The 4629-nt window shown below is 70.9% G+C and carries 3 protein-coding genes; 1 reads left to right on the forward strand and 2 read right to left on the reverse strand.

Annotation, left to right across the window (positions count from 1 at the left end; translation table 11 throughout):
- Window positions 1-546 precede the first annotated feature (546 nt).
- Window positions 547-1107, reverse strand: coding sequence for a MarR family winged helix-turn-helix transcriptional regulator (locus EST54_RS33305; RefSeq protein WP_129251407.1), 561 nt, complete (start codon window positions 1105-1107; stop codon window positions 547-549).
- Between the two features lie 178 nt (window positions 1108-1285).
- Here EST54_RS33305 and EST54_RS33310 point away from each other — a divergent pair, with 178 nt between their 5' ends.
- The gene (locus tag EST54_RS33310; RefSeq protein WP_129251409.1) at window positions 1286-2599 is read left to right on the forward strand and encodes an MFS transporter; all 1314 of its coding nucleotides are present in this window, start codon (window positions 1286-1288) and stop codon (window positions 2597-2599) included.
- A 78-nt stretch (window positions 2600-2677) separates the two neighbouring features.
- Here the strand turns inward: EST54_RS33310 and EST54_RS33315 are convergent, their stop codons facing one another.
- Window positions 2678-4525, reverse strand: coding sequence for an ATP-binding SpoIIE family protein phosphatase (locus tag EST54_RS33315; protein WP_129251408.1), 1848 nt, complete (start codon window positions 4523-4525; stop codon window positions 2678-2680).
- Window positions 4526-4629: the final 104 nt, after the last annotated feature.

The raw sequence follows: 4629 nt of genomic DNA on the forward strand, positions 1-4629 counted from the left end.
CACGCTGTTGAGTTCTCAAGGAACGGACGCTTCCTTTGTGCCTGTTTCACCAGGCTCTCCGGGCGCTTCCCTTCGGTCTTGCGTTTCCGACTCTATCAGATCCTTGCGGGCCCGATTTTCGCCGGTGCGTTTCCGCCTTTCGGCTTCTTCGCGTTTCCAACCTTACCAGATCCGTTTCCGTGTCCGGCGCCCTGTTGGAGCGGGCTCGGCCGTTCGGCTTTCGCTTTTCGGCCTTTCCGACTCTATCAGATCCGTTTCGTTCCGTTGCCGGTCCGAATTTGTTTCCGATTCCCCGTCGGAGGGGGTTCGCCGGGGTGCGGCTATTTGCGTTGCCGCGCCTTTCGGCGTGATCACTACTTTAGCGGAATTCCTCGCTGACGCATAATCACGTCACGGTCCGAATTTCGGCATGCCGAAATAGGTCCCGTTGAGGGGCCGTGCAGTAGTGGTGTGCCGCGAAGCGGCGGGATGGCTACCACAGAACCGATCCGGCCCCGTGGCAACTCGGAGAACACTACGGATGGGGCAGGGCGGTGTCAACTCGCGTCAGTCAAGGTCACTCAGACGCCCGTCGGCGTCCGGCTGCGCGTCCTCAACACGGCGCAGCAGACGGGTCAGTACCTGGCCGAGGAGTTGACGCTCCTCACCGTTGAGGTCCTGGAGGAGGTCCTCCTCGAAGACCGATGCCAGGCGCATCGCCTCGAGCCACTTCTCGCGGCCCTCGCCGGTCAGCTCGACGATGACGCGGACGCGGTTGGCCTCGTCGCGCTCCCGGGTGACCAGACCCTCGCTCGCCATGCGGTCGATGCGGTGGGTCATGGCGGCCGGCGTGAGGCCGAGGCGCTTGGCGAGCTCGCCGGGGCCCAGTTGATAGGGGGCTCCGGAGACGACGAGGGCCTTGAGCACCTCCCATTCGGCGTTGCTCAGGCCGAGGGTGGCGGTCTGCCGTCCATAGGCGACGTTCATCCGCCGGTTGAGGCGCTGAAGTGCGGAGACGACCTGCTCCACCTGGGGGTCGAGGGCCTGGAATTCGCGCTGGTAGGCCGCGATCTGTTCCTCGAGGCTCGGCTCGGCAGCGTCGGCTGGCGCATCGGAGGGCTCAGACATGCGGCGCAGTATGGCATGGAAGTCATTGGCGTTGAAGTTCTTCGGCGTGTACTCTTTAGCTTCGAACTTTAGAGTTGAAGTCTTCAGGGTGAGACTGTCCGGTCTCGCCCTGTCGCCTGTCGCAGCTCGCCGGTTCGTCCCTCTTATCCGTCTGATGACCTGACCTAGGTAGGTGAGTGTGACCACCGCGATGGGCGCCGCGTTGCGCCGGATCCAGCTCGGGAACGCGCTGAGCGCGTTCGGCAACGGCTTCACCGTTCCGTATCTGTACGTCTATGTGGCGAAGGTGCGGGATCTCGGCGCGAGTACAGCCGGGGTGGTGCTGGCGATGCTGGCGGTGGCCGCACTCGTCGTACTGCCGCTGACCGGTCGGGCCATCGACCGGCGCGGACCGCTGCCGGTGGCCGTCATCGGGACGGTCTCGGCCGCCATCGGTGCCCTGGGTCTGGGGCTGTCCGAGACCGAACCGCTGGTCGTGGCGTCGGCCATTGCGCTCGGTGCCGGCATCGCGGTCATTCAGCCGGCGCTCGCGACGATGATCGTGTGGTGCTCGACAACGGTGACCCGGTCGCGGGCGTTCGCCACCCAGTTCTTCCTGAACAACCTGGGGCTGGGCGTCGGTGGGCTGGTCGGCGGGCTGCTGGTCGACGAGTCGAATCCCGCCAGCTTCGTCCGGCTGTTCGCGATAGAGGCCGTGATGTTCCTGGTGCTCGGTGCGGCGGTGGCGAGCGTACGGCTGCCGCGGACGCCGAAGGTGGAGGACGCCGTCCCCACCGAGGAGCGGGCCAAGGGTGCCTGGCGGGCGATGTTCGCCGACCGGCGGATGGTGTGGCTGTGCGTGCTGGGGTTCGTGCTGTTCTTCGCCTGCTACGGACAGTTCGAGTCGGGGCTGGCCGCGTATGCGACCGAGGTCACCCGGATTCCGCCGGCGAGCCTGGGTATTGCGCTGGCGGCCAATACGGCAGCGATCGTGGCGGCGCAGTTCGTGGTGCTCAAGCTGGTCGAGCGGCGGCGGCGCAGCCGGGTGATGGCGCTGGTCGGGATGGTCTGGACGGTGGCGTGGCTGGCGGCCGGTCTGTCCGGACTGGTGCACGGCGCGCAGATGGTGGCGACGACGCTGCTGATCTCGACGTATGCGCTGTTCGGCATAGGTGAGTCGATGCTGTCGCCGACGGTGGCCCCGCTGGTGGCCGATCTGGCGCCGGCTTCCCTGATAGGCCAGTACAACTCGGCATTTGCCCTGGTCAAGCAGCTGGCGCTGGCGGTTGGGCCGGCGGTGGGGGCCTTGATGGTGGGTCACGGGATGTACGGGGCGTACATCGCGATGCTGGTGGTGTGTGCGCTGGGGATCAGCGCGCTGTCGCTGTGGCTGGGGCAGATGCTGCAGCCGGGGCAGGACAATCCACACCGGGCGGTGGCCGCGGTGCCCGCACCTCGTGCGGAGTTGACCGAGTCGGTGGAAACGACCGAACCGGTGGCCGCGGGCGTATGAGGCCGGGCGAGGCGGGGTGGGGGCGCTGAGGTGCCCCCACCCCGCCTTTCGCGTGACCGTCGCGGCGATCCGCCCTGATCAGCCGGCCGCCGGGCCGTGCGTCTGGCCGTGCACCTGGCCGTGCGGCAGGGCGAATTCGCACCAGACGGCCTTGCCGCCGCCCGGGGTGCGGCGGGAGCCCCAGGACGAGGCGATGGTGGCGACGATGGAGATGCCCCGCCCGGCCTCGTCGGCCGGTTCGGCGCGGCGGCGGCGCGGGAGGTGGTCGTCGCCGTCGGTGACCTCGACGATCAGACGGCGGTCCGTGCGCCGCAGGCGGAGCCGCATGGGCGGGGTGCCGTGCTGGAGGGAGTTGGCGACCAGTTCGCTGGCGGCCAGCACGCCGAGGTCGTGCAGCTCGGGTGAGAAGCGCCAGGAGGCGAGGACGCCGGAGGCGAACGCGCGGGCGCGCGGGGCCGCTTCGGTGCCGCCGTGGAGTTCGAGGGCGGCGTTGTGGAACAGCTCGGCGTCGTGGCCGGTGCGCTCCGGGTGTTGGAGGACGAGGATGGCGACGTCGTCGTCGTGCGCGGCCGTGATGCCCAGGGAGCGCAGCAGGCGGTCGCAGACGATGTCGGGGGCGCCGGCGGCACCGGCGAAGGCGCGCTCCAGGGCCTCGACGCCGTCGTCGATGTCCTTGTCGCGGCGCTCTACCAGGCCATCGGTGTAGAGGACGGCGCTGCTGCCGGGGCCGAGCGGGACGGAGCCCGAGGTGTGCAGCCAGCCGCCGGTGCCCAGCGGCGGTCCGGTGGGCTCGGCGGCACGGCGGACCGTGCCGTCCGGGTCGCGGACGAGGATGGGCAGATGCCCGGCCGAGGAGTAGACCAGCCGGCCCTCGTTCGGGTCGTGGACGGCGTAGACGCAGGTGGCGATCTGGCTGGCGTCGATCTCGGCGGCCAGGCCGTCCAGGAGCTGGATGACCTCGTGGGGCGGGAGGTCGAGGCGGGCGTAGGCGCGGACGGCGGTGCGCAGCTGGCCCATGACGGCGGCGGCGCGCACCCCGCGGCCCATGACATCGCCGATGACCAGGGCCGTACGGCCGGCGCCGAGGGTGATGACGTCGTACCAGTCGCCGCCGACCGCGGCGTCCGTGCCGCCGGGCTGGTAGGTGGCGGCCACCCTCAGGTCGTCGGGCTGCTCCAGTTCCTGGGGCAGGAGGGAGCGCTGGAGGGTGACCGCGGCCTCGCGCTGGCGGGCCTCGCTGGCGCGCAGCCGCTCGGCGGACTCGATCTGGTCGGTGACCTCGGCGCCGAAGACCAGGACGCCCTTGTGCGGGGCGACGCAGGCGACCTCGGGATCGGGCGCCGGGCCGCGCGCCGCGACCTCGATCGGGGTGCAGGTGAAGGTGTAGTACGCGTCGCGCGAGCGGTCGCCGCCCGGGCCGGCGGGGACCTTGCGGGACTTGACCGTGCGCGGTCTGCCGCTGCGCAGGACCTGGTCCATCAGGGGCAGCAGGCCCAGTTCGTCGAGCTCGGGGAGGGCTTCGCGGGTGGTGTGGCCGGCCGGTCGGGGGCCGAAGACGTGGGCGTAGGCGCCGTTGACGTAGGCGAGGCGGTGCTCGGGGCCGTAGACGACGGCGACGAGTGCGGGGATGGAGCCGAGGATGTCGTGGACGGACAGGGCGTCGACGGTGGGCGGCAGGGCCTCGGGGGTGAGTTCCCGGGAGGGGGCCGGATCGGCGTGCTCGGCGCGGGCGGCGGGGACCGAGCCGGTGGTGGCGCCCGTGGGCGCGGCCGGTGTGTCGTCCGGCGCCGCGGGCACGGCGGACGGGGCCGCGGCGGACGGGGCGGCCGGCGGGCCGGATGCGGGGCGCGGGGCGGCGCGGTCGGACCGTGCGGCGGCGCGCCGCTGTGTGCCGGGGAGTTTGGCGCTCCAGCGCGTGAAGATCACGGAGGGGTACCTCTTACTTCGCGTCGTCGCGCGGGATCGGGCCGTCGGCAGGGCGGGGGCTCCCGGCCGACGGCCCGATCCCGCGCGACGACGCGAAGTAAGAG

This window comes from Streptomyces sioyaensis (assembly GCF_004122735.1).
GTDB classification, from domain to species: Bacteria; Actinomycetota; Actinomycetes; order Streptomycetales; family Streptomycetaceae; genus Streptomyces; species Streptomyces sioyaensis.